Origin of the sequence: Oceanobacillus caeni (genome assembly GCF_042678465.1) — a bacterium.
Taxonomy (GTDB): domain Bacteria; phylum Bacillota; class Bacilli; order Bacillales; family Amphibacillaceae; genus Oceanobacillus; species Oceanobacillus caeni.
In genome coordinates this window covers 1-22,778 of record NZ_JBHTKV010000006.1, presented here as the reverse complement: position 1 = coordinate 22,778, position 22,778 = coordinate 1, and the positions used below count along the sequence as shown (strand labels likewise).

The 22,778-nt window shown below is 39.6% G+C and carries 27 protein-coding genes; 23 read left to right on the top strand and 4 right to left on the bottom strand.

Translation table 11 applies throughout. From position 1 onward, the window contains the following. Position 1 precedes the first annotated feature (1 nt). Both ACFQ18_RS06240 and ACFQ18_RS06235 read left to right on the top strand, forming a co-directional pair. On the top strand, positions 2 to 1,987 hold the full coding sequence (locus ACFQ18_RS06240) for an McrB family protein (RefSeq protein WP_204797899.1): 1,986 nt from the start codon (positions 2 to 4) through the stop codon (positions 1,985 to 1,987). A 17-nt stretch (positions 1,988 to 2,004) separates the two neighbouring features. Further along, positions 2,005 to 3,285, top strand: coding sequence for an LlaJI family restriction endonuclease (locus ACFQ18_RS06235; RefSeq protein ID WP_204797898.1), 1,281 nt, complete (start codon positions 2,005 to 2,007; stop codon positions 3,283 to 3,285). 47 nt (positions 3,286 to 3,332) lie between these two features. Here ACFQ18_RS06235 and ACFQ18_RS06230 read toward each other — a convergent pair whose 3' ends face one another. Next, entirely contained in the window at positions 3,333 to 4,538 is a 1,206-nt protein-coding gene (locus tag ACFQ18_RS06230) for a CGNR zinc finger domain-containing protein (RefSeq protein ID WP_204797897.1), read from the bottom strand. Positions 4,539 to 4,999: 461 nt separating this feature from the next. Between ACFQ18_RS06230 and ACFQ18_RS06225 the strand changes: the two genes are divergently transcribed. The 6 genes from ACFQ18_RS06225 (at position 5,000) to ACFQ18_RS06200 (ending at position 9,785) form a co-directional block, all read left to right on the top strand. Next, a complete protein-coding gene (locus ACFQ18_RS06225) occupies positions 5,000 to 5,533 on the top strand; it encodes an ECF-type sigma factor (RefSeq protein ID WP_379565977.1) in 534 nt (177 codons plus the stop codon). Positions 5,534 to 5,579: 46 nt separating this feature from the next. After that, entirely contained in the window at positions 5,580 to 5,798 is a 219-nt protein-coding gene (locus tag ACFQ18_RS06220; RefSeq protein WP_012103008.1) for a hypothetical protein, read from the top strand. Further along, a complete protein-coding gene (locus ACFQ18_RS06215) occupies positions 5,773 to 6,096 on the top strand; it encodes an rRNA biogenesis protein rrp5 (protein ID WP_204797895.1) in 324 nt (107 codons plus the stop codon). The genes ACFQ18_RS06220 and ACFQ18_RS06215 overlap by 26 nt, the downstream gene beginning before the upstream one ends. After that, complete coding sequence (locus ACFQ18_RS06210; protein ID WP_204797894.1) at positions 6,089 to 7,237, top strand: DUF2800 domain-containing protein; 1,149 nt, start codon at positions 6,089 to 6,091, stop codon at positions 7,235 to 7,237. Before ACFQ18_RS06215 ends, ACFQ18_RS06210 begins: the two co-directional genes overlap by 8 nt. Next, positions 7,230 to 7,778, top strand: a complete 549-nt coding sequence (locus tag ACFQ18_RS06205; RefSeq protein WP_204797893.1) for a DUF2815 family protein — start codon at positions 7,230 to 7,232, stop codon at positions 7,776 to 7,778. The genes ACFQ18_RS06210 and ACFQ18_RS06205 overlap by 8 nt, the downstream gene beginning before the upstream one ends. A 72-nt stretch (positions 7,779 to 7,850) precedes the next feature. Continuing rightward, positions 7,851 to 9,785, top strand: coding sequence for a DNA polymerase (locus tag ACFQ18_RS06200; RefSeq protein ID WP_204797892.1), 1,935 nt, complete (start codon positions 7,851 to 7,853; stop codon positions 9,783 to 9,785). Positions 9,786 to 10,069: 284 nt separating this feature from the next. Here ACFQ18_RS06200 and ACFQ18_RS06195 read toward each other — a convergent pair whose 3' ends face one another. Continuing rightward, the gene (locus ACFQ18_RS06195) at positions 10,070 to 10,669 is read right to left on the bottom strand and encodes a TetR/AcrR family transcriptional regulator (RefSeq protein WP_137743047.1); all 600 of its coding nucleotides are present in this window, start codon (positions 10,667 to 10,669) and stop codon (positions 10,070 to 10,072) included. Between the two features lie 103 nt (positions 10,670 to 10,772). On the opposite strand from ACFQ18_RS06195, the gene ACFQ18_RS06190 reads away from it, so the two are divergent. From ACFQ18_RS06190 to ACFQ18_RS06140, 11 genes are all read left to right on the top strand, one after another. Further along, positions 10,773 to 11,486, top strand: a complete 714-nt coding sequence (locus tag ACFQ18_RS06190) for a GAP family protein (protein WP_204797891.1) — start codon at positions 10,773 to 10,775, stop codon at positions 11,484 to 11,486. 25 nt (positions 11,487 to 11,511) lie between these two features. Continuing rightward, complete coding sequence (locus ACFQ18_RS06185; protein WP_027625323.1) at positions 11,512 to 11,730, top strand: hypothetical protein; 219 nt, start codon at positions 11,512 to 11,514, stop codon at positions 11,728 to 11,730. A 313-nt stretch (positions 11,731 to 12,043) separates the two neighbouring features. After that, a complete protein-coding gene (locus tag ACFQ18_RS06180) occupies positions 12,044 to 12,796 on the top strand; it encodes a phage antirepressor KilAC domain-containing protein (protein ID WP_137743045.1) in 753 nt (250 codons plus the stop codon). After that, positions 12,796 to 13,230 carry a DUF7768 domain-containing protein gene (locus ACFQ18_RS06175; RefSeq protein WP_015926216.1) on the top strand — a complete coding sequence of 145 codons (435 nt, stop codon included), beginning with the start codon at positions 12,796 to 12,798 and terminating at the stop codon, positions 13,228 to 13,230. Before ACFQ18_RS06180 ends, ACFQ18_RS06175 begins: the two co-directional genes overlap by 1 nt. Then, the gene (locus ACFQ18_RS06170) at positions 13,227 to 13,853 is read left to right on the top strand and encodes a hypothetical protein (protein ID WP_379565972.1); all 627 of its coding nucleotides are present in this window, start codon (positions 13,227 to 13,229) and stop codon (positions 13,851 to 13,853) included. Before ACFQ18_RS06175 ends, ACFQ18_RS06170 begins: the two co-directional genes overlap by 4 nt. After that, positions 13,774 to 15,417 carry a VapE domain-containing protein gene (locus ACFQ18_RS06165; RefSeq protein WP_379565970.1) on the top strand — a complete coding sequence of 548 codons (1,644 nt, stop codon included), beginning with the start codon at positions 13,774 to 13,776 and terminating at the stop codon, positions 15,415 to 15,417. Before ACFQ18_RS06170 ends, ACFQ18_RS06165 begins: the two co-directional genes overlap by 80 nt. A 30-nt stretch (positions 15,418 to 15,447) precedes the next feature. After that, complete coding sequence (locus ACFQ18_RS06160) at positions 15,448 to 15,597, top strand: hypothetical protein (protein ID WP_260838637.1); 150 nt, start codon at positions 15,448 to 15,450, stop codon at positions 15,595 to 15,597. 218 nt (positions 15,598 to 15,815) lie between these two features. Then, positions 15,816 to 16,097 carry a VRR-NUC domain-containing protein gene (locus tag ACFQ18_RS06155; RefSeq protein ID WP_012103000.1) on the top strand — a complete coding sequence of 94 codons (282 nt, stop codon included), beginning with the start codon at positions 15,816 to 15,818 and terminating at the stop codon, positions 16,095 to 16,097. After that, complete coding sequence (locus tag ACFQ18_RS06150; protein ID WP_042357514.1) at positions 16,078 to 17,439, top strand: DEAD/DEAH box helicase; 1,362 nt, start codon at positions 16,078 to 16,080, stop codon at positions 17,437 to 17,439. The genes ACFQ18_RS06155 and ACFQ18_RS06150 overlap by 20 nt, the downstream gene beginning before the upstream one ends. Further along, complete coding sequence (locus tag ACFQ18_RS06145; protein WP_015926212.1) at positions 17,436 to 17,657, top strand: hypothetical protein; 222 nt, start codon at positions 17,436 to 17,438, stop codon at positions 17,655 to 17,657. Before ACFQ18_RS06150 ends, ACFQ18_RS06145 begins: the two co-directional genes overlap by 4 nt. Further along, positions 17,654 to 18,067 carry a DUF1492 domain-containing protein gene (locus ACFQ18_RS06140; protein WP_204797890.1) on the top strand — a complete coding sequence of 138 codons (414 nt, stop codon included), beginning with the start codon at positions 17,654 to 17,656 and terminating at the stop codon, positions 18,065 to 18,067. The genes ACFQ18_RS06145 and ACFQ18_RS06140 overlap by 4 nt, the downstream gene beginning before the upstream one ends. Positions 18,068 to 18,258: 191 nt before the next feature. Here the strand turns inward: ACFQ18_RS06140 and def are convergent, their stop codons facing one another. Together def and ACFQ18_RS06130 are read right to left on the bottom strand one after the other, a co-directional pair. Next, entirely contained in the window at positions 18,259 to 18,834 is a 576-nt protein-coding gene (def, locus tag ACFQ18_RS06135; RefSeq protein ID WP_027625331.1) for a peptide deformylase, read from the bottom strand. Next, positions 18,827 to 19,018: a helix-turn-helix transcriptional regulator gene (locus ACFQ18_RS06130; RefSeq protein WP_027625332.1), complete on the bottom strand. Its 192-nt coding sequence runs from the start codon at positions 19,016 to 19,018 to the stop codon at positions 18,827 to 18,829. Before ACFQ18_RS06130 ends, def begins: the two co-directional genes overlap by 8 nt. Positions 19,019 to 19,281: 263 nt before the next feature. Here ACFQ18_RS06130 and ACFQ18_RS06125 point away from each other — a divergent pair, with 263 nt between their 5' ends. The 4 genes from ACFQ18_RS06125 (at position 19,282) to ACFQ18_RS06110 (ending at position 22,740) form a co-directional block, all read left to right on the top strand. After that, on the top strand, positions 19,282 to 19,662 hold the full coding sequence (locus ACFQ18_RS06125; RefSeq protein WP_449290097.1) for an HNH endonuclease: 381 nt from the start codon (positions 19,282 to 19,284) through the stop codon (positions 19,660 to 19,662). Positions 19,663 to 19,773: 111 nt separating this feature from the next. After that, positions 19,774 to 20,325 (top strand): P27 family phage terminase small subunit, encoded by a 552-nt coding sequence (locus ACFQ18_RS06120; protein WP_035150331.1) that lies wholly within the window; start codon positions 19,774 to 19,776, stop codon positions 20,323 to 20,325. Positions 20,326 to 20,342: 17 nt separating this feature from the next. Continuing rightward, positions 20,343 to 21,524 (top strand): methionine adenosyltransferase, encoded by a 1,182-nt coding sequence (gene metK / locus ACFQ18_RS06115; protein WP_204797889.1) that lies wholly within the window; start codon positions 20,343 to 20,345, stop codon positions 21,522 to 21,524. After that, entirely contained in the window at positions 21,499 to 22,740 is a 1,242-nt protein-coding gene (locus tag ACFQ18_RS06110) for a site-specific DNA-methyltransferase (RefSeq protein WP_204797888.1), read from the top strand. The genes metK and ACFQ18_RS06110 overlap by 26 nt, the downstream gene beginning before the upstream one ends. Positions 22,741 to 22,778 lie beyond the last annotated feature (38 nt).

The following is a 22,778-nucleotide window of genomic DNA, read 5'->3' as shown; positions in this document are numbered from 1 at the left end:
AATGTTAAGACCAGACAATATGGTTAAATATCCAGAAGTGGATTTAAAACTAGGAATTAAATCTTCTTTACCAAGTGTAAAGGCAACCTTGGGATTATTAATGATGTTTTGGAGAGCATCAAACAATCCAGATGAACTTGCATACTCGAAAGAAGCAGGTAATTCAATAGAAGTTTCAGATGAGTTAAAAACTAGATTGATTGAAAAGTATCACCCTATTTATTCGTCTATTGGAATTTCCGATGAACAGTTTCTTGAACGTGTGAATAATAACCAGTTGTTCAAATCACAGCTAGAATCATTGATTGTAGCATTTGAATTAATTTGGCGTGTTGCAAAAATTAAGTTTGACAACAATATGCCAGCATCATCTGAGAGAACTGGCGGTAAAAGATATCCTAAAACGCTCCTGTTCACAAAAAATATGGATATTCTTGATACAGTGCTATCCTCAGACGATGAACAGTATTCAAAAGTTCTCTTATCATGGATAGGGTTAAATATCCCTATTGAATCTACATTTGAAGAAGCTTTGTTGCATTTGCTTGTTTATATATCTGAGGAAGCGGTGTACAAACTAACTGATGGGGATCAAGATATCATCTTTAATATGAACAGTGTATATATGAAATTGCTGGAGGAAGAAGAATCTGCAGTTGATATTAACGATAGAAAAGAAGCAAAGGGTTCACTCCGTATATTAAAATCTGCACTATCGGATAAATTAAATCCATTTTTAACATATGGCAATGCAAATGGAGTTGCTATTAAAGATGGGTTAGGAGATAAGTTGAGGGCATATCAAAAGCGTGTCGATGCGTCTTTAAGCTTATCAAATACTAGATATATTTTAACGCCTGAAGTTAGTGAAACAGAGAATATGTATCTTCGGGAAGGCTCAAGTGAATATACATACGAAACATCTAGGGTTGCTGGGGGGAGAAATATACTGCTTTATGGCGTTCCAGGTTCTGGTAAGAGTTGGACTATCGAACATGAGTATTGCAAGAAGGACAGTAATGTGGAACGATTGGTATTCCACCCTGATTACACCTACTCTGATTTTATTGGTCAGATTTTACCGGATGTATCGGAAGATGGACAAGTTAGCTACAAGTTTACCCCAGGTCCCTTCACTACTATTTTGCATGATGCATATGTTAATCCTCAGAAAGAATACATTCTTATAATTGAAGAAATTAACCGTGGAAATGCACCAGCAATTTTTGGAGAAGTGTTCCAACTACTCGATAGAAAAGTAGAAATTAAAGATGATGATGACGAGTTTCCTATTGGTACAAGCGAATATGGAATTACTAATAAAAATATAGCGCTTGAGGTTTATGGGGATGCCAGACGCAAGGTTCGTATTCCATCAAACCTCTCTATTATAGGAACAATGAATACATCTGATCAAAATGTATTTACTTTGGATACTGCTTTTCAACGTAGATGGGAAATGCGTATGATCGAAAACAGTTTTGAGAGAGTGGATTCGAACTTTGCAAATGCAGAAATTCTAGATACAACGGTTACATGGAAAAATTTCTGTGTTTCTATCAATGATATTATTGTTGGAAACAACGCAAGGATGACTTCTGCAGAAGACAAAAGATTGGGTGCGTATTTTGTGCATTTGAGAGATTTAAAGTATAATGCCGCATCTGAAGATAGGACAGAGGGTGAATATGAAAGCCTTTGTGAAAAAGAAAAGGAAGGAATTCTTACTTCTGAAGAAGAAATGCGTCTTGTTGAAATCAGAGATGCAATGCAACAAAATCGTAGATTCCCAGAAAAGGTTATCAAGTACTTGTGGGATGATGCATTCAAATTCTCACGTGAGGTAATCTTTGAGACAAACGAATATCAAAGTTTAGAAGCAGTTATCCGTAAATTTATGCAATCTAAGAAATTTGAACGTTTTGAAATATTTAAACAAAATGTACGTGATGCATTTACAAATCAGAATAACACTAGGCAAAACTAGTAGGGCGGTGATTCTATATGGAGAGAGATTTAGATATTAGAAGGCGCTGCCATGTAAATACGAATGAAGATGGAGATCGTTTTGTAGGAGTGAAGGCGGATTCCGATGATGCTATCGTCTATTTTCCATTAGGATATCAGTTGCCTGAAACAGATGCAGAAATTAGGACTGATATAAAGCATCTTTTTCAAGTGCTTTCGGAATTCACAGAAAAAAAAGACCGTGTGCTTGCAATGAATAAATTCGAGGCACCACAGACTGTGGACTTTCCCATCCATGCCTACTTAGAAGTAATCAATTATTACTTAGGAAAAGGCGGGCAGTATTACGTTGAAACAGATCCAACCTATGTAACAAGTGCAAGAGGTAGTGCTCATTGGCCCAAAACATTCCGGAATCAGACTCCGCTTGTACAACAAAAAGATGGTGTAAACTCGCTTATTTATACACAATTTACAGTCCGTTCGGTTACACCTAATGAAACAAAACTTATAACCCAGATTAACAGGTATTGCGTTTATGAGAGCTTTGAAAAATTGGGTTGGTTATATGTTCCATATATGCCGCCACCACCAGGTCCACATCCTGATATAAAAACATCAATTATCATAATCAATGATAAATTGATGCACACCTTCAATGATAAAGATAAGAGATTATTTAAGGCTATGAAGGATATGCTAGAATATTTGGATGAAAAGACATCTGAAAAGCAATTTTACTTTGGTACAGATAACTTTGAAGGCGTTTGGGAGAGATTGATAGATAGAGTATTTGGAGAGAAGGATAAAGACAAATACTTTCCTCGAACTCGCTGGCTGCTTGACTATGGTAAATACAAAGAAAAGCGTCCGTTGCTTCCAGATAGTATTATGATATACAACGGTAAGTATTATGTATTAGATGCCAAGTACTATAAATATGGGCGAACTGGTAATCCAGACGACTTACCTAATGCATCCTCGATAAATAAGCAGATTACGTATGGTGAGTATTTACATCAAACTCGAAAAATAGCTAATGATTCACTATTTAATGCTTTCATAATGCCATACAATATGGCAGATAACTACTTTAACTTAGGGGAACCTATTGGAACAATAGGAGAGGCAGTTGGAGATTGGAAATCTAATAAATTAAACTATGAAAGAATTCAAGGAATTGTGGTAGATACTAGATACTTAATGTACGTGTATACTGGAAATCCTATAAAATTCAAAGTGCAATTAGCAGATTGCATAGAGGCGGTTCTTTCTAAAGGTGAAGTGCCGCCACCTAAATTACAAGAGAATAACTGAAGAAAGGCCTCTGTTATGCAGTTTAACTGTATAGCAGAGGCCTTTTTTCATTCAAGTCGTTCTAGCTCGGAACGTTTCTTTTGTCGGTGTTTATGTTGCTGGAATCTGTTACGGCATTCATCTGAACAGTATCTTTTCCGTGTTGAAGTGGTTCTTACAAGAAAATACACACCACAGTTTGGATTAGCACAACGGCGATATAATTCAGATTGAGTCATATAAAAAATTGAAAAGTAAAGTGCCGCCATCAAAGTATCAATGTTCCAAGATGGAGACATTTTAACAGCATCGTATTGAGGGTGAATGCCATCAAGATTAGCATTTACTTCTTCCCCTAAAACAATTTGTGCAACTTTAATTAAAGCATCTTTGAGAGGTTTATCAAAATTGTCTCTGTCTGGTGCTGTGAAATATTCTATGCCATTTTCATAGTCAATTGCTTTTATAATGCCAACATCATATTGATAGTGAAATAGAAAATCAATGATTTCCCGGAGCCGTAGATCTTCATAAATTCCATTACAGTATAAAAGTGTTAGGTTCTTAAAATAAGGATTATCAGACCCAATTTTGGATTTCATATAACCACCAACAATATCATTGTAGTCATTAATATCCAACTCATAAATTGGAGAGTAGATGGTATCACAAATCGAATATGTATATTTATCAAAACTTTCTTGACCTCGGTCTACTACTGGTAGATTAGAGGCGTTTTTTATTTTCTCTAAAAAAGGATGCTTACAAGTTGTATATGGGGTTTTCAGTGAAGGAAGGTCTAAAGCGATAGGCTCCGATAAAAGCAAATATAAAGTTAAGTGCAATATCCTGTCATAATCTCTACGGATCGCTGTAAGGGCACTCATAAGCTCTACGGTTGCTCTAATTCTACTAATTAATTCAAAGATTAATGCCCCGTCAATCTCCTCATATTCTGTACTGCTTACGTTAAAAAAGAAACCATTTCTTTTGAAAAAACTAAATAATTCAGCAGTGTCCCCACTTTTAATAGAGATTAAATTACCCAGTATATTCTTTTCAATTAATGCACCTTTGGTACCAAGACGAACTAATCCTACATCACCAGCTGCGAAAGCAAAGTGAATGGTATCTGTTGGTACAGCTTGTATCTTTAAAACTCGTTTCTCTGGCTTCCCAGGTGCAGTATGAATGATATCTTCAACGCAATCACAGGAGCAACTGCCAAATCGAAATAAATTATTTTCAAAAAAATTTTCAGTATTTTGAGCCATTAGCGCAACCCCCTTAACACTCAAAAGTAATGGTAATAGTAATCTATTATTTTAATTTTCCAAAATTAGTAATTATAAAACTAATTATAGGTTAATAATATCTCATTTTCATAATCTTAACAATAACTATTGGAAAAATATTCTAAAAAAGTAATAGTTAATATGCTGACTATCAGTTACTTTTTGGAAGTCATAAAATGAAATCAGACAAAGGATAGGTTCTTTGTAGTCCGATAGGACGAGCCGATCCTGTCTACAAAAAAATATCAAATGCCTGATTTGCAATAAGGGCAAAGGATACATATTGTTACGTTTCAGTCCGTTAAGGATTGTTATACGTTGCAATAGAAGTACCTTTCCTTGTTGCGCTCATTTTCAGGACAAAGGGTCTGTGTACTTCGAGGCACAGACCTATTTTTGTATCCTTTGCCGCCAATGCAGTCCGGCGGAAAGGATGCAAAATGAAAATTAGAATTCAGCACGAAAACAAACCTATCTATCTAGAGGTACCAGACGAGGACTTCACCTTAATGATTGATGCAGATTACGAGGACAGGCTGTCTTCTGTCGAGGACAAGGGAACTGTAACACGCCGTTCTCCACAAGAGATTATGGACGAGCGTTTCAACAAACCTGAGTACAATAACTGGCATAAATTTGATAGGCACAGAGGGATGCCAAAGAAACCATTCCGCAAGGATGATGAATCCGAAGATGCTACGGACCATATGGACTATTTCCCTGATAACACCGATGAAGTGACTCGAGAGAAACAAGTAGAGTATGAATACCTCTGTGAAATTATCCGCAAGGCCCTCAAGGAAAAACAAGCAGAGTTATTGATTGCTATATTCCTAGATGGTGTTTCTGTAACAGAGTATGCAGAGCGTGAGGGTGTTAGTAAAAGTGCCATTTCACACCGTTTAGATACAGCCAAGAAGAATTTCAAAAAAGTTTTTCCTGAATCCTCAACTTTCCCCTCTTGCCACGGCTAATAGATAGAGGGCAGTACATAAACGCTCTCGGAAAGAGGTGAAGAACATGAAACACAACTTGAAAATCAGTGTTTCAAAAACTCCACAGACTGGCGGGATTGTTTCCTGTCGTAATGTCACCATAAGGGAGCGTTTCCTTCGTTTCTTACTTGGTGATAAGCAGAAACTGACTATCCTTGTTCCGGGTGACACCGTTCAGGAACTCGCCATCAGTGAGATTAAGGAGGGAGGATTAAACCATGAGCAAAATCAAACTACTTCTTGATGTGGTTTCTGATATGCGTTCTTTGGCGGACAGTATACAAGCGGTTGCTGATGTAATGGCCGGCAATGAACCTGTGGAAACAAAAGAACCGACTACACCTGTAAAAGAACCTGCGCCAAAGAAAAAGGAGATCACTCTGGAGGAAGTCAGAGCAAAACTCGCTGAAAAGAGTCAAGCCGGTCTTACTGCCCAAGTGAGAGAAATCATCCAAAAATACGGTGGCTCTAAATTAAGTGAAGTTGACCCGAAACATTATGCAGATATGTTGAAAGATGCGGAGGTACTAGGTAATGAGTGATCACGCAGTACTTTCCGCATCAGGGTCCCATAGGTGGCTTAATTGCCTTCCATCTGCAAGATTGGAACTAGAATTTGAAAATAGCGAATCCAATGCGGCCGCTGAAGGTACAGCCGCCCATGCCCTCTGTGAACATAAACTTAAAAAATCACTTCACATGAGGAGTAAGCGTCCTGTCTCGGCTTATAACACCGATGAGATGGAAGAACATAGCGATGCCTATGTGGAATTTGTAATGGAGCAGCTTGAACTGGCAAGGCAAAGCTGTACGGACCCGTTAATACTTATTGAACAACGTCTTGATTTTTCCTGCTATGTACCGCAGGGGTTCGGAACTGGTGACTGCATCATCATTGGCGATAAAAAGCTTCATATTATCGATTTTAAGTATGGCATGGGTGTGCTGGTAGATGCGGTAGATAATCCGCAAATGAAATTATATGCCCTTGGAGCTTTGGAAATCTATGATAGCCTGTATGACATCGAGGAGGTTTCCATGACCATCTTCCAACCCCGCAGGGAAAATGTCAGCACATGGACAATCCCGGTAAAGGAATTAAAAAACTGGGCAGAAAATGAACTGAAGCCAAAGGCGAAGAAGGCCTATGAAGGCGAAGGTGACTATCTTCCAGGTGAATGGTGTACTTTTTGTCGAGCGGCTGTCAAATGCCGTGCAAGAGCAGAAGAAAAGCTGAAATTAGCACAGATGGAGTTTAAACTGCCACCCCTACTTACGGATTCTGAAATTGAGGAAGTTCTCTCTAAATTGTCCGACCTTACAAAGTGGGCAAATGAAATCATTGCTTATGCCACGGATGCTGCCGTTAATCACGGGAAAGAATGGCATGGTTTTAAGGTAGTCGAGGGCAGATCAGTTCGGAAATATAAGGACGAAGGGGCTGTGGCTGAAGCGGCCAAGGCAAATGGATATAAGGACATCTACCGTCAGAGTCTCATAACCCTTACAGAAATGCAGAAGCTGATGGGCAAAAAGAAATTTGAGCAAATTCTTGGTGGTCTCATACATAAACCACCGGGCAAGCCAACGCTAGTTCCAAATTCGGACAAGCGGCCAGCTATGAATATATCAAACGTAAAAAATGAATTTAACGAAATAACGGAGGAATTGGAATATGAATAATCAAAACAGAACTAAGGTTGTTACAAGCGTCAACACACGTCTTAGCTACTTTCACGGCTGGGAGCCCGTATCCATCAATGGCGGAGCGGAAAAGTACAGCGTATCCGTATTGATTCCCAAAACAGATAAGGAAACCATCAATGCTATCAATGCAGCAGTAGATGCAGCCATTGAAGAGGGCCTTGCAAAGTTTGGTGGTAAAAAGCCGAATAAGGCTGCTATCAAACTGCCACTTCGTGATGGGGACGTAGAACGTGATGACGAGGCTTACAAAGGACATTACTTTGTAAATGCCAACAGCAAGACTCCACCCCAAATAGTAGATAAAGCAGTCAGACCTATCTTGGATCGTAACGAGGTTTACAGTGGTTGTTATGCAAGAGTATCCCTAAATTTCTATGCTTTTAACTCTAATGGCAATAAGGGTGTAGCATGTGGACTTGGCAACATCCAGAAGATAAGCGATGGAGAGCCTTTAGGCGGAAGAACCAATGCAGCTGATGACTTCACAACTATTGAAGATGATGATTTTCTAGCATAAAGAATAAATACAGACGAGGTGGTGGAGGTTGTTCTTCTGCCACCTCGTTTGCATTGGAAAGAGGGGTAATACATGAATTCTATTTCTATTGATATTGAAACATTTAGTAGTGCCAATCTTCAAAAGTCTGGAGTTTACCGTTATGCCGAGAGTGATGATTTTGAAATTCTACTATTTGGCTATTCGGTGGACGGTGGCGAAGTACAAGTTGTTGACCTTGTCAGCGGGGAGGAAATACCAGATGAAATTATAAATGCACTTATGGATAATTCCGTTACTAAGTGGGCTTTCAATGCAATGTTTGAGCGTGTGTGTCTATCAAAATGGCTTAACCTTGAAGATTATCTTGACCCTGCATCCTGGAAATGTTCCATGATATGGTCAGCATATATGGGACTACCTCTTTCTTTGGAGGGAGTCGGTGCAGTTCTAGGTTTAGAAAAACAAAAATTGACTGAGGGTAAAGACCTTATTAAATATTTCTGTACACCTTGCTCCCCTACAAAATCTAATGGTGGTCGAGTTCGTAATTTACCAGAACACGACATGGATAAATGGGAGCGGTTTAAAGTGTATAACATTCGCGATGTGGAATCCGAGATGTCTATACAACAGAGATTATCCAAGTTTCAAGTACCAGAGAATATCTGGGAGGAATATCATCTCGACCAGGAAATCAATGATCGTGGCATTGCCATTGACATTGCTTTCGTAAAACAGGCTGTTGTGATGGATGAACATTCCCGTGAAAAGCTGATGGCTTTAATGCAGGATATAACTAATTTAGAGAATCCGAACTCTGTACAACAAATGAAAGACTGGCTTGCCGATAACGGGCTAGAAACAGATACCCTTGGTAAAAAAGCGGTTGCTGAGATGTTAAAGACAGCACCTGAACCACTAGGCACTGTTTTGGAACTTCGGCAACAACTTGCAAAATCATCGGTGAAAAAATACACAGCAATGGAGAATGCGGTATGTAGTGACGGTCGTGCAAGAGGAATGTTTCAGTTTTACGGAGCCAACAGAACCGGCAGATTCTCTGGCAGGCTGATTCAGTTGCAAAATCTACCCCAAAACCATATGTCCGATTTGGAACAGGCTCGTGCTTTAGTTCGAAGCGGAAACTTTGATGCTCTTACTTTACTATATGATTCAATCCCAGAGGTACTGTCGGAGCTTATCCGTACTGCTTTTATACCACGAGAAGGTATGAAGTTCATTGTGGCAGATTTTTCAGCGATTGAGGCTCGCGTCATTGCTTGGCTTGCAGGTGAAAAATGGAGATTAGATGTATTCCAAAACGGCGGTGACATCTACTGTGCCAGTGCCTCTCAGATGTTTAATGTACCTGTTGAAAAGCATGGTGTAAACGGGCACCTTCGTCAAAAAGGGAAAATTGCTGAACTTGCTCTCGGTTACGGAGGATCTATTGGAGCATTAAAATCAATGGGTGCTTTAGAGATGGGAATTGAAGAAGAGGAACTTCAGCCTCTTGTAACGGCTTGGAGACAGTCCAATCCCAATATCACAAAATTGTGGTGGGATGTTGACCGTGCAGTAAAAACTTGTGTTAAGCAAAAAACTCCCACAGCGACACACGGCATTAAATTTATATATCAAAGTGGAATGCTCTTCATTGTCCTTCCTTCTGGTAGACGGCTTGCCTATGTGAAACCCCGTATGGGAGAGAACGTGTTCGGCGGTGAGTCGGTTACTTATGAAGGTGTCGGTGGGACGAAGAAATGGGAAAGAATCGAAAGCTATGGACCCAAATTTGTAGAGAATATTGTTCAGGCAATCAGTCGTGACATTTTGTGTCATGCCATGCAGACATTAAAGAATTGTTCCATTGTGGCTCATGTACACGATGAAATTATCATCGATGCGGATATGGGAATGTCACTTTCCGCTATTTGTGAACAGATGGCTAGGACACCAACATGGGCAAATGGCCTGTTACTTAGTGCTGATGGCTATGAGTGTCTGTTTTATCAAAAAGATTAAATTAATTGGTAATCGGATAATCGTGTGGGAGGAGGTTAAAAGACCTTCAATTTTTAAATAATGAAAACAGGATAGCACTTATTTTATGACCGGCACGTGCTATCTTGTTTGTTTAATAAACGCTCCATTTTTGTGGAATAAAGGGTTAAAATTCGAATCTTGAAGAAATATAGTGAAAGAACCGATTTTGACTCCTCTCTCTATAAAGTTAATAATAAATCAAGGGGTAAGACTAAATCTATTAAAAACACATGGGACAATAATTGATACATCGACCGATTAGCTTAATTGATTTTATTGCAGAGTGTCTCTAAATGATAACGAATAACTTCCTTCACCTTTTCTGGAGAGTATACATCAGGTCTTAATAAAGCATGAATCGACAATCCCTCTATTAATGCCGTTAACCTACTCTTTTCTAATTCTGCATTCATTGAATCTGATAATACGCCTTTTAGAGCTAAGATTTCAATCATTGAATTTGCTAATTCATATGTACCGTCCGTCATTTCATCTTTTTTGTCCTTTATTGTATCACTTGTAAGTGAACGTAATGCAAGAATCCACCAAACACTCGTTTCAATTTTCTTTTCTTCATCTATTGGTACTAGCTCTAATAAAACTTCTTCTACTGCCTGCACTGGGTTTTCTGACCATTCTATATTTTGAGAACGTTTTTTCCCTTCTTCTAAGTAGTAATTCATAATAAATAATAACATTTCATCTTGAGTTGAAAAATAATGTCTTAACGCACCAGAAGACATCCCTGCCTCAGCTGCAACTCTTCGTATAGACGCTTTCTCAACCCCTTCTTTCCCAATAATATTCCATGCAGCCTCAGCAATTTGTTTGCGCTTTTCATCATGATCAACAATTTTTGGCATTATAAAAATCACTTCCTTTATTTAGTACAGTGTGTTATTATCTTTTTATAGCACGATGTGTTAAATAGATAATACCACAACATTTAAAGGAGGACTAGTTTGTTTGATCGAAACTATTGAAGCATTGATGCCTTCTTCATCATTAGACATTTCTTCAGCATTAATGATTATTTTTTTGTGTGCTTTAATTGATATTTTAAGTCCCGGTGTACTGACTGTAACAGCCTATTTATTACTGACACAACCGAATCAGTTATCTTCTCGTTTATTTGTGTTTTTATTCATCACGCAGTTAGGCTATTTCATCACGGGTTTATTACTCTACTTTGGTGGAAATTCATTATTGAAGAGAATAGAACAATTGTCTCAGTTTGACTTTATCAATTGGTTTTATATCCTACTTGGAGCAGTTCTTGTTCTAATAAGCTTCAGTAAACCAAAAGAGACTACAAAAAAACGTTTAATTTCATTTATCCCCAAAAATACAACAATTAAAGGGATGATTATATTAGGAATCATTGTTTTCCTAATTGAATTTGTAACGGCATTGCCTTACTTTTATTCAATCTTTTTAATGAATCATCAAACAATTGATGCTACACCTGCTATCTTAATAATAATTGGATACAATCTAGTAATGGTGCTTCCTTCTCTGTTACTGTTAGGGGTTAATATTATATTTAAAGAAAAATTGCAACAATTTCTTGTTAAAATCAGGTCAAAATTAAATGAAGCTCCAATCTCTTCACTCTTGGTAGCGATAGGAGTCATAGGTGCAGTTTTTTTTAATATCGGTCTTAGAGGCATATTAAATTAGAAAAAATATTAAAGAGGTGTTCATCATGAAAGAAATTATCAGTGGACTCAGTCTACTTTTTATTATTCAGGGAGTAGGCGGATTAATCAATCATTTGACTAATGGAGGAAAAAGTTGGTTTTTAGTAAATTATATTGATGCGTTTCAAGGGTTGGAAATCGTTTTGGACATTGTATTTATTGTAGTTGGTGGGATCATAGCTTTAGCCACTCGTAAAATAACATCTAGTAAAAACGATAAGTGAATGATGTAAATAAAAAATACAGAGTGAGAATTTCTCGCTCTGTATTTTTTATTTTAATTGATTCTCCTCGAGGCTCTACCAACCTTACTCATCCAGGTCATAGATCAAAGATGATGCCCAAAATGACTGTTTTTCTCTTTTCTTAAAGTAGAAAATTACTGAATCAACCATTTAAATCTATTTTACATATACAAATTTCGAACAACAATCCGGATGTCTAATTTATTTTTTCAAAATCCTCAACAATCATTACCTCCTGTGGCTATTAGGTAGAGGGGTTTCCTCTCTGACTATATTGCAGGAGGTAATTCGTATGGACGAATTAGTAAAAATCAATTATGAAAATCAACGACCAACCGTACTCGGTCGTGATTTACATGAAGCCTTGGATGTAAAGACCGCTTATAAAGATTGGTTTCCAAGAATGTGTGAGTACGGATTTGAGGAAGGATCAGACTTTAGCTCATTTTTGAGCGAAAGTACTGGAGGCAGACCAAGCATAGACCATCAGTTAACAATTGACATGGCAAAAGAGCTGTGCATGATACAGCGTACTCCAAAAGGGAAAGAGTGCCGTCAATACTTTCTTGAAATAGAAAGAAGATGGAATTCCCCAGAAGCGATCATGGCAAGGGCACTTCAGATTGCCAATCAACAGCTAACTCAAGTAAGGAAACAAAATAAAATGCTTGAAGGTACGATTGCTGTTCAGAATCAGCAAATTGCAGAAATGAAACCGAAAGTGTCTTATTACGATGTGGTTTTAAATTGCAAAGACCTCATTTCCACATCAGCAATCGCCAAAGATTACGGTAAGTCAGCTATTTGGATGAACCGCTATCTTAATAAAAAGGGCATCCAATTTAAACAAGGCGGCATTTGGCTTTTATATCAGAAGTATGCGGAAAAAGGTTACACCAGCACTAAGACTCATAGCTACCTTGGCAGTAATGGGCAACAGCATACAAAGGTCCATACATATTGGACACAAAAAGGCAGACTCTTCATTTACGAACTGATGAAGGCAGACGGTATTTTGCCACAGATAGAAATGGAGGGTGTGTAATGGGAATCAACAAATTCAATCACGAAGGATACCATGACCCAACTCCCCATGAAGCACTGACCAACATAATGAAAAAGGAAAAGGCAGAGAAAAAATCTGCCTTTAAGCCGCTTGTATATATCTGTTCTCCCTATTCCGGTGATGTAGAAGGAAACATTAAAAAGGCTCGCAGTTTTTGCAGGTTTGCCTTAGACCAAAACTGTATTCCAATTGCTCCCCATCTTATGTTTCCGCAGTTTATGGATGATGAAAACCCAGAGGAACGGGAGCTTGCCATATTTATGGACATCGTACTTATGGGTAAATGCTCCGAGGTGTGGGTGCTGGGCAATACCATCTCAAGCGGTATGGCGAGGGAAATTGAAGTAGCCAAAAAACGCAGACAAACGGTCAGATATTTTAGTCCGGAGCATGAGGAGGTTGAAAGCTTATGAAAATTGCAGTGGGCAATAGCCGGATGGATAGGAAATGGAAAAACAAAGATATCTCCTGGGTGGATTTTTGCTCCCGTGTAAAGACGACGCAACGTACTACAGAAACGGTAGAAGAATATCGGAAACTTAAAAAAGGTCAACAAGATGATATCAAAGACGTGGGTGGCTTTGTCGGAGGACATTTAAAAGAAGGAAGGCGAAAGAAGGGCAATGTTCTATGTCGCTCTTTGCTTACCCTTGATATGGATTACGGTAGACCGGATATTTGGGAGCAAATCAGTATGCTTTTCGACTACAAATGCTGTGTTTACTCCACTCATAAACATACACCAGAAAATCCGAGACTCAGACTTATCGTTCCCCTTGCTCGTGAGATCAGTGAAGAAGAATATGCAGCCGTTGGACGTATGGTGGCAAAAGAAATCGGTATTGACCTTTTCGATGATACGACATATGAAGCTCATCGCCTTATGTATTGGCCATCTACTTCCTCTAATGGTGAATTTGTCTACGAAGAGCAGGATGGAGCATTACTTGACCCGGATGTTTATCTTTCAAAATATGAAAACTGGCGAGATACATCAACTTGGCCCGTATCAAGCAGGCAGTCTGAAGGTTATTAATCGCAGTCTTAAAGAACAAGCCGATCCGCTTTTAAAGGAAGGTGTAGTAGGTACTTTCTGTCGTGCCTATTCCGTTCGTGAAGCAATTGAGAAATTTTTAGGTGCAGTTTATGAACCATCTGCCATGGAAGGGCGCTATGACTATATTCCAGCTGACAGTAGTGCGGGTGTGATTATCTATGATGATAAATTTGCATACAGCCACCATGCCACCGACCCAGCAAGCGGCCTGCTCCTTAATGCTTTTGACCTTGTTCGTATTCATAAATTCGGCTCTTTAGATGATAGAGCTTCCACGACTACGGCTCCTGGTAGGATGCCGTCTTTTGTGGCAATGTGCGAGTTTGCTATAAAAGATGAAGCGGTAAAAGCTGAGTTCGCAAAGGAAAGACAGGCTCAGGCTGAAGATGAGTTTAGTGATGAGGATTGGCAGACAGGTTTGGAACTAGATAAGCAAGGTCGGATAAAAGACACACTGGATAACATCGTCTTGATTATTCGTCATGATGAAGAGTTACAGCATATCGCTTTCAACTGCCACCGTGATGGTATTGATGCCAAAGGTGGTTTGCCTTGGGAGCAGATTAAGGCGGGTTGGAATGATTCAGACAATGCACTTCTTAAGGTGTACTTAAGCAGCAAATACGGTGTCTATTCTCCTACCAAGACCAAGGATGCTGTGTTAGCAGTAGCATCAGAACGATCATACCATCCTGTTAAGGAGTACCTAGACTCCCTGCCAAAATGGGATGGTATTAGCCGAGTAGAAAATCTATTAATTGATTATTTCGGTGCAACAGATAATTCCTACACAAAAGCGGTGATTCGCAAAACGATGGTTGCAGCGGTAGCCCGTATTTATAGACCAGGTACAAAGTTTGATAGTGTTCTAATCTTAAACGGTCCTCAAGGTATCGGTAAGTCAACCTTCTTTGCGAAGCTTGCAGGGGATTGGTTTTCAGATAGTTTGACCATTACGGACATGAAAGATAAATCAGGTGCTGAGAAACTTCAGGGATATTGGTTACTGGAACTAGGAGAGCTTGCTGGAATGCGTAAGACGGATGTGGAGGTTGTAAAGTCCTTTATTTCAAGGGCGGATGATAAGTACCGTGCCAGTTATGGGGTCAACGTCGAAAGCCATCCCCGTCAGTGTGTAATTGTAGGTTCAACGAATGCAGAAAGTGGATTTCTTCGAGATATCACGGGCAACCGCAGATTTTGGCCAGTCCGCATTAACGGTAACGGTAAAAAGAAAGCTTGGCAGATGACCAAAGAGGAAGTACAGCAGATTTGGGCAGAAGCACTAGTGCTTTATGAAAATGGAGAAAAACTCTACCTTGAAGGTGATGATGTATCCATGGCAACGAGTGAACAGGCTGATGCGATGGAAACAGATGAACGAGAAGGACTAGTTCGTACCTATCTGGATACGCTCTTGCCGGATGATTGGGACACGATGTCTTTGTACGAGCGTAGAAATTTCCTCGGCGGTAGCGAATTTGGCGGCGGCACCCGTGTAGGAACAGTAAAAAGGACCCTTGTCTGCAATATGGAAATTTGATGGTGTGAGTGTTTCGGTAAAGAGGCATCCATGTTAAAACCATCGGATTCCTATGCCATCGGTGCCATTATGAGAAAGATCAGTGAGTGGAACAAGTACACTGGGAACAAGAATGGTGTTGTAACGTTTCCTGTCTACGGAAAGCAACGAGCTTATTCCCGAGTCGAGGAACAACGCTAAGTTGTACCTTACCTTGTTCCCATACTTGTTCTTTCCCTAAAGTTAGTAATGATAAGGAAAATCAACGGTTCGGAACAAGTGGAACAAGAAGTAACCTATTTATTTATAAATAGTAAAAAGAAGTAATAGTAGCCTGTTCGTACACGCATACACGCGCGTATAGGAAAATTGGTTCAAAGTTGTTTTCTTGTTCCGGCCTTTTTATATGGGAGGTATTTATGCTTGAAAAATATATCGAAAAGAAACTGGTGGCTGAGGTAAAAAAGATGGGAGGCATCGCTGCGAAGTTTGTTAGCCCAGGTTTAGATGGAATGCCAGACCGCCTAGTGCTTTTACCGCATGGGAAGATGGCATTTGTGGAATTAAAGGCTCCCGGAAAGAAACCTCGCCTGTTACAGATTAGAAGAATAAAGCAATTACAGAAGTTAGGCTTTGCCTGCTATGTCATTGATGATGTTAAGCAGATTGGAGGGATACTCGGTGAAATACAATCCTCATAAATATCAGACCTATGCAACGAACTTCATTCTAGAGCATCCCATTGCTGCGGTGTTTTTAGAAATGGGTCTTGGCAAAAGCGTCATTACTCTAACTGCTATATTCGACCTTTGTCTTGATAGTTTTGAAATTGGAAAGGTTCTGGTCATTGCCCCACTTCGAGTAGCTAGGGATACTTGGCCAGCTGAGATTAATAAGTGGGAGCATTTAAAAGGACTCAAGTTTTCGGTAGCCATCGGTACAGAGCAGGAGCGATTGGCGGCTCTAAGGAAACCTGCAAGTGTCTATCTTATAAACAGAGAAAATGTTGACTGGTTGGTAAACAAAAGCGGTATTCCTTTTAATTTCGATATGGTGGTCATTGATGAACTATCATCTTTTAAGTCCTATGGCGCAAAAAGGTTTAAAAGTTTACTAAAAGTAAGACCGAGGGCAAAACGGATTGTGGGTCTTACGGGTACACCCTCCAGTAATGGATTAATGGATTTGTGGGCAGAGTTTCGTATTCTCGACATGGGTAAAAGACTCGGCAGGTACATAACACACTACCGCAATTCCTACTTTACACCGGATAAACGAAATCAGCAGATTGTGTTTTCATATAAGCCATTGCCAGGTGCTGAAGATGCCATATATCGGCTCATTTCAGATATTACCATTTCCATGAAGTCGGTAGATTTTCTAAAAATGCCTGAATGCGTGATCAATGAAGTGCCTGTCTATCTTAATGCTAAAGAACAATCAGTATATGATCACTTTCGTGAGGAGATGGTCCTTAAATTTGGCGATGAAGAAATAGATGCCATGAATGCAGCTGTCCTTTCAGGCAAACTTCTGCAAATGGCAAACGGTGCTATCTATGATGATGATAAAAAACCCCATATTATCCACGACCGCAAGCTAGATGCTCTTGAAGATTTAATCGAAGGTGCAAACGGCAAACCCGTGCTTATTGCCTATTGGTATAATCACGATTTGGAGCGTATTAAGGCAAAATTTAATGTCAGAGAAATTAAAACTTCCAAGGATATTAAGGATTGGAACAACGGTGATATTTCTGTGGCAGTTATCCATCCTGCATCGGCGGGACACGGTCTCAACTTACAAAGTGGAGGTTCAACGCTTATCTGGTTCGGACTTACTTGGAGTCTGGAACTCCATCAACAAACAAATGCGAGACTTTGGAGACAAGGACAAAAAGAGACAGTAGTAATCCATCACATCATTACTAAAGGCACAATCGATGAAGATGTGATGAGAGCCTTGAAACGAAAGGAAAAGACACAAACCGATCTTATTAATGCGGTCAAAGCAAATCTTGGGAAAGCGAGGGATGCTGTATGATGGATGCATTTGAAAAACTGGCAAATGCCATTATTCTACAGGCAGTCAAGGATTATCGTTTTGCTTTAAAAAGACTAGCAAAACACCCTCGCAATGATTCTGCTTTATATACGAAACGTGAGGTTGAGTGCTTCTTTCATTCTGGATTGTTCAATGTCCTCACCTCTCTCAACCCTGACATGTTAATTCAACAGCTACAAGAGGAGGTGGTGCGATGATGACAGCTAAGGAATTCTTAAAACAGGCTTACCGTTTGAATGAATTGATTAACTCCGACCTTGAAGAGTTGCAAAACTTAAGAAATCTATCAAGAAGTATTTCATCCCCCATTCTTGAGGAAAAAGTCAGTCGAACCAAGAGTACTGACCCACCCTTTGAAAAATATGTGATTAGAATAATAGATTTGGAGCAACAGATACAACATGAGGTTGAGCGATTAATAAAGCTTAAATCAGATATCCGTGAAGCGATTAACCAGATGGAAAATGTGGATGAGAAGCTGCTTCTTCGCTACCGATACATTAACTTTCTTAACTGGGAAGAAATCTGTGTCAACCTTAATGTTTCTATGAGAACCGTACACAGACTCCACTCATCCGCTTTGCAACATTTAAAGGTTCCAAAATAAAAAGGAGTAACCGGAAAATAGTGCAGGAAGAGGGTTAAAAGGCCCTCTTCACCATTACCTTAGTCATTGTATGAAAATTACAGTGATTTAAATAATTAGTTTCTCCTTTTTAATGATTATTAAATTAAAATGAGCTGTCAAAACAACAACTCATTGCTTACCCACTTTGAATACCGACCTAATGCATGATCTCAGTATAAACTTTTACAGTTTTCTGGTAGTTTGAAAGGATTTTCTTTATTGATACGCTCATAAAACATAATTCCATTTAGGTGATCTATTTCATGTTGAATAACAATAGAGGAATAGCCATTGAGTTTTAATATTATTTCTTCTCCTTCTAAATTAAACCCTTTCACTTTAATTCTCTCATATCTTGGTACGAACCCATTTATATCTCGATCAACAGATAGGCACCCTTCACTTGGTGGTAAGTAAATCATAGAAACGGAATGGCTAATAATTTTTGGATTAATAAGGGTATATTCATGTTCTTTCCCCATCTCGTCAGTGAAATACGCTACAAACATTCGCTTATTCAAGCCAATCTGATTCGCGGATAATCCAACTCCTCCACGTAATTTATATTTTTTGGATAGAATGGGGTCTTGACTATTTTTTAAGAAATTCATCATACTAGTTAATGTTTCCTTATCTTCCTCAGGGGGAGGTACCATCACTTCCAGTGTTGGTCGATGTAAGATATCATTACCTTCCCTTACAATATCTTTCATTGTTATTATATAATTTGAATGAAATTTATTCATAAATAAACAATTCATCTACCTTTACTTTTAACGTTTTTGATAATTTGAAAGCCAGTTCCAGTGTGGGATCATATTTATCATTCTCTATACAATTTATTGTTTGTCTAACAACTCCACACTTCTTAGCAAGTTGCTCTTGTGTTATCCCCAATTTGTTCCGTATTGCTTTAATTTTATTTTTCAACAGTATCACCTATGTCAAAGATATTGGACATTGTTATTATAACAATTACAATAAACATGTCAATAACTTTGGATATTTTTGAAAATATCTATTGGTGGTTTTTGTACGCAGTAATCTGAATGCTCGCAAAAGGTTGGCACACTTTGGCACAGTTTGGCATACGATGACACTGTTTGTCTGTAGTGAAAGTTATATAATGGTAGTATGGAATATTAATAAACAGAAGCCTTCACGGGAGAACCACTCCTGCGAGGGCTTTTTCTATGGGCAAAAGGAGGTGCAGTATGCCAAAGAAACCTAAGCGACCGTGCTCTTACCCTGGTTGCCCAGAGCTAACCGACAAGCGCTTTTGTGAAGAGCATAGCAAGAAGGAAGCTGCACGGTATGAAAAGTATGATCGTGACCCAGCAACACGTAAGCGTTATGGTCGTGCTTGGAAAAGAATACGTGACCGTTACATTGCAGCTCATCCTCTTTGTGAGGAATGCAAACGACAAGGAAAGCTGACCCCAGCAACCGAAGTGCATCACATTCTTCCTCTTGCAAGAGGAGGGACTGACGATAGAAGTAATCTGATGGCTCTTTGTACTCCTTGCCACTCTGCAATCACAGCAAGAGATGGAGATCGTTGGGGAACCCGGTAGGGGGAGTCAAATCTCTACAGCTTTTTAAATGTGCAACGGGCGTGGGGTAACGCGTGAAAATTCGCGGTTTCAAACAGGGTAATAGACCCATCAACGAAAAGAGGTGAGTGAATGGCCAAAGATGGAACAAATCGTGGCGGTGCCCGTATAGGCTCTGGTCAAAAAAAGAAACCACTTGCTGATAAAATTGCACAGGGTAATCCAGGTAAGAGAAAGCTAGAAATTATCGACTTCCAAAATACCGCTGATTTAAAGGGGCAGGAAATGCCAAAGCCAAGGGCCATGCTCTCAGCGGTGCAAAAGGACGGGAAAACCCTAGTAGCCAGCGAGATTTATGAAATTACTTGGAAATGGCTTGAGGAGCGAGGCTGTGCCCATTTGGTGCTCCCACAGCTTCTAGAACGATATGCCATGAGTGCGGCCAGATGGATACAGTGTGAGGAGGCGATAACTGAGTTTGGCTTTCTTGCCAAGCATCCAACTACCGGCAATGCTATTCAAAGTCCTTATGTAGCTATGAGTCAGAACTTTATGAGTCAGACAAACAGATTGTGGATGGAGATTTATCAAATCGTTAAAGAGAATTGTGCTACAGAGTATTCTGGTTTAAACCCACAGGACGATGTGATGGAGCGACTGCTATCTGCCCGCAGAGGAAAATAAAGATGAGGAGATATATAATGAGTAAAAGATATTTAACAGCTGAAAGTGTATGTGCTGGACATCCTGATAAACTATGCGACATCATAGCAGATAGCATTTTAGAAGCATGTTTACGTAAAGACAAAGCATCACGTGTCGCTTGTGAGGTAATGGCAACCAAAGGGAAAATTATCGTGGCGGGCGAAATCTCCTGCAGCGAGAAAATAGACATCCGATACATTGTTAGGAATGTCCTTAAAGAGATTGGATACAACCCTCTTAAATTCTTGATTTATGTATTTGTACACAAACAAAGTGTAGATATTGCAACTGGCGTGGATACTGCACTGGAAGTAAGAAATGGAATAAATGAACAGTATGGTTCGATAGGTGCTGGAGACCAAGGAACTGTGTATGGCTATGCTACAAAGGAAACGGGAGAAATGCTTCCCCTACCCCTTGTACTATCTCACAGGATTGTAAAGAGACTGGATGATTGCCGAAAAGGGAAACTGATAAAAGGTATACACCCAGATGGTAAAGCACAGGTGACGGTGGAATATGAAGGGGACACTCCAGTGCGAATAAAGACTATTGTGATATCGGTACAGCATGATAAGGATAAAACACAGGAAGAACTTAGGACAGATATCCTTAACAATGTCCTATGGCAGTGCTTTGAGGACTTCCCATTTGATGATGAAACAGAAATTCTCATTAACCCCTCTGGTAGATTTGTCGAAGGTGGTCCCGCTGCCGATACAGGCTTAACTGGTAGAAAAATTATGGTTGATACCTATGGAGGACTTGCATCCCATGGAGGTGGCGCACTTAGTGGTAAAGACCCCACCAAAGTTGATCGAAGCGGTGCCTATATGGCTCGGTACATTGCAAAGCATATCGTCTGGTGTGGTTATGCAAAGAGATGTGAAGTTAGTATATCCTATGCAATAGGTAAGGCAAATCCTGTAGCCTTTTCTGTAAATACCCTTGGCACAGGTATTGTTTCTGACGAAATATTAACTCTTGCTGCACAGGAGACTTTCAATTTAAGACCTGCGGCAATCATAGAGAAGTTGCGTCTAAGGTATGTGATTTACTCTGATACAGCTGTTTATGGTCACTTTAATAGTTGTCTATTCCCGTGGGAGGATGTAAATAAGTATAGTGAATTTAGAAAGGCGGTGGAAAAGTATGTTGATAGAGAAGATAAAGACTAAACAACTCATCCCCGCTGAATATAACCCAAGAAAGGATTTAAAACCGGGTGATCCGGAATATGAGAAACTAAAACGCTCCCTTGAGGAGTTTGGATATGTAGAACCCGTAATATGGAATAAGACCACAGGCAGAGTCATCGGAGGTCATCAGCGTTTGAAAATCCTGCTGAGTATGGGCATGGATGAGATAGAATGCGTAGTTGTTGAAATGGATGAGCAAAAGGAGAAGGCGCTGAACATTGCACTAAATAAAATAAGTGGTGATTGGGATAAAGACAAATTAGCACTTCTCATCACGGACTTAAATGCTTCAGACTTTGATGTGTCTTTGACAGGTTTTGACCCAGGAGAGTTGGACGATCTTTTCAAGAATTCCCTTAAGGATAATATAAAAGAAGATGATTTCGATGTAGACAGCGAGCTGAAAAAGCCCGCTGTTTCGCATTTAGGGGATGTTTGGCTACTTGGGCAGCATCGATTAGTCTGCGGAGACAGTACAAAGAAAGACACCTTTGATGTCTTGATGGATGGGAAAACTGCTAATTTGGTAGTTACGGACCCTCCATATAACGTTAACTATGAAGGCACCGCTGGAAAAATCAAAAATGACAATATGGCTAACGAAGCGTTCTACGATTTCCTGCTTGCAGCATTTCAGAACACCGAAGCAGCGATGGCAAAGGACGCTTCTATTTATGTATTCCATGCGGATACCGAAGGACTCAATTTTAGAAGAGCATTCTCTGATGCAGGATTTTATCTTTCCGGTACTTGTATATGGAAAAAGCAGTCCCTTGTTCTCGGTCGCTCCCCTTATCAGTGGCAGCATGAGCCTATTCTCTTTGGGTGGAAAAAGAAAGGTAAGCATAACTGGTATTCCGATAGAAAGCAGACCACCATCTGGGAGTTTGAGAAACCGAAGAAAAACAGCGACCACCCAACCATGAAACCAGTGGCACTTGTGGCATACCCCATTATGAATTCGAGCCTTAGTAACTGTATCGTGCTTGATCCCTTCGGCGGTTCAGGAAGTACACTGATTGCCTGTGAGCAGACAAATAGAATCTGCTACACCATTGAACTGGATGAAAAGTACTGTGATGTCATTGTAAAAAGGTATATTGAGCAAGTGGGAAATTCTGATGGTGTGTTTCTTTTAAGAGATGGATCGAAATTCAGATATTGTGACCTGCCGGAGGTGAATGAGGATGAGTAAATTGACACTTGGTTCCCTCTTTGATGGCAGTGGTGGTT